The sequence below is a fragment of the Pontibacterium sp. genome (assembly GCF_041587635.1).
In the GTDB taxonomy this organism is placed as follows: Bacteria; Pseudomonadota; Gammaproteobacteria; order Pseudomonadales; family Balneatricaceae; genus Pontibacterium.
This window is the reverse complement of the sequence record NZ_JBFGYC010000648.1, coordinates 1-2,062: the sequence shown is the minus strand read 5'-3', so window position 1 is coordinate 2,062 and position 2,062 is coordinate 1. Positions and strand designations below refer to the sequence as shown.

The 2,062-nt window shown below is 48.6% G+C and carries 3 protein-coding genes; all 3 read left to right on the top strand.

Annotation, left to right across the window (positions count from 1 at the left end; all coding sequences use genetic code 11):
* Window positions 1–1,248: flavohemoglobin expression-modulating QEGLA motif protein (locus ABYW01_RS20275; protein ID WP_372836277.1), on the top strand; the 1,248-nt coding region annotated here is incomplete at its 5' end.
* A gap of 79 nt (window positions 1,249–1,327) precedes the next feature.
* The gene (locus tag ABYW01_RS20270) at window positions 1,328–1,588 is read left to right on the top strand and encodes a hypothetical protein (protein WP_372836275.1); all 261 of its coding nucleotides are present in this window, start codon (window positions 1,328–1,330) and stop codon (window positions 1,586–1,588) included.
* 82 nt (window positions 1,589–1,670) lie between these two features.
* The coding region (locus tag ABYW01_RS20265; RefSeq protein WP_372836273.1) for a CorA family divalent cation transporter at window positions 1,671–2,062 on the top strand (392 nt) is incomplete at its 3' end.

The window sequence follows — 2,062 nt, the reverse complement described above, 5'->3', positions numbered from 1 at the left end:
GCATTCTTTTCTCGCCGTCACACTCGTAAGTCGAGGACTCGGCGATTGGATATGTTGTCGTCTCAACTAGACCCAGCCATTCGGGATGTTGATCGTGAGCTTTACCGGTTGGCACGGGGAATGGAAACGCTGAATTACATTAACCCTGTCAACATACAGCAAGAGAAAAAGCGGTTTTTCTCGCGCAAGGGCAATCATCAACCAGAGTTTCGTTATAAGCCGCTGGCGATTGATCCCTATGCGTTTCGTGAGCGCTTGTACCGTTTGTCGGTCGATAAGATACGTGATCCGGGTATTCAGCAGATGTACTGCCAGGTCATTGATGGGCTGTCTAGCAAGATTGACCTATTGGTGAATGCCGGTAGTCCTCAGTTTGTGTACAGCTCGTTGAAATATTACGGCGAACCCAGTCTGGAAGATGAAGCGAATGCACATTTTCTTTTGCACGCTGCGTCTCATGGTCCGGAATCACAACAACAAGTAGATGCTGAGCAAGCGACCGAATTTTTTCGACAGCGCGCAGCGGAATGGGGTATGGGCTGTAAGGTTGAGCTTTCCAATAAATTGGTGGCATCAGCAATGGTCTCCAACAGTAAGCGAACACTGTATGTAAACCGGGATGCGCGTTTTACAGAGACCGAGATGGCAGCCCTGACCCATCACGAGTTGGGTGTGCATATGGCGACTACGCTGAATGCGGCGATGCAACCGCTAAAGGTTTTCTCGCTTGGTTTGCCTGGGAATACGATGACGCAGGAGGGATTAGCGATCCTGAACGAATATCTGAGTGGCAATATCTGCCTGCAGCGGTTGCAGGGGTTGGCGCTGAGAGTTCTAGCAGTGAAGGAGATGCTTGCATACGGCGATTTTCGACATACCTACAGCTATTTGTTGGAAGAGATGAAGATGGATGCCAATGACGCTTTCAAACTGACCGTGCGGGTACATCGTAGCGGTGGCTTTACTAAAGATTACCTCTATCTGCGGGGTGTGAGTGAAGCATTGAAGCTGCATAAGACCACAGACATCAGCAGTCTGTATGTGGGGAAAACAGGTTTTGCCTACATGCCGTTGCTGGATGAGTTAATTGCCCGTGACATCATCAAAAAGCCGGTGTTTGTGCCGGAGTATCTGAATCAGCCTGAGCCTGTCTCAGATATCCTGGATTACTTAGTTGCATCCATACGACCAACAGCTCCGGTTGGTATGGTTGGCGTCTCAGACAATGCCCTAAAGGCAATTGCCTGAGAAATGTTCTGGGAATGGCAGCCCCGTCTGTCGTTTCCAGCTTTTTCCTTATCGCTGAAATATCGATGAGATTATAGAGATGAGCAAAGTAAATATTTCGCAGTTCCTGTCCGATGATGACTGGTCAGAGGACGATACTGAGCAGAGTGATGCACGTCGTACACATGTACGAGAGAAGCGCAGTGATACAGGGTCCAACGACAATTTTTGGGATGAAAATATCGACGACGAATACGTTCGGGGACGGAAACCTCGTGTTCGTCGGAGGGATATAGAGGATCGTCTTGAAAAGCGTCGGTTACGGAGAGAGATATACGATGACTATGATGACTTTAACTGACAGCTGATTTACCTCGGTACACAAGGGGTGGTGTCTCATAACACCGCCCCTTGTGTCAGTGATACAAGTAGATGAACTTACGATGAGATCTGAATTCAACAATACGTCTAATGGGGTGTTGGTTGTACGACCCGGCGAACGGGGGGCATCGACCGAAAGCTATCAAACATTACTGCATAGTCTTCAGGTTGACGAACCGCTTTGGCTTGAAATGAACTGGGATGATCCTATCGCAGCTGCTTGGTTGATTAAGCACAGTGGGCTGTCGGAAAGCAGTTGTCAGGCTGTATTAAATGAGAATACGCGGCCACGTTCGTTTATGGATGAGCAGGGCAATTTCGTACTGATTTTAAGGGTGATAAACGCCAAAGCATCAAACCCGGAAGAACGTTTAGTTTCACTACGTATGGTGGTGGGCCAAACGCGGGTATTCAGCCTCTGCCGTTACCAGCCTGAAGCATTAACACGTATGCG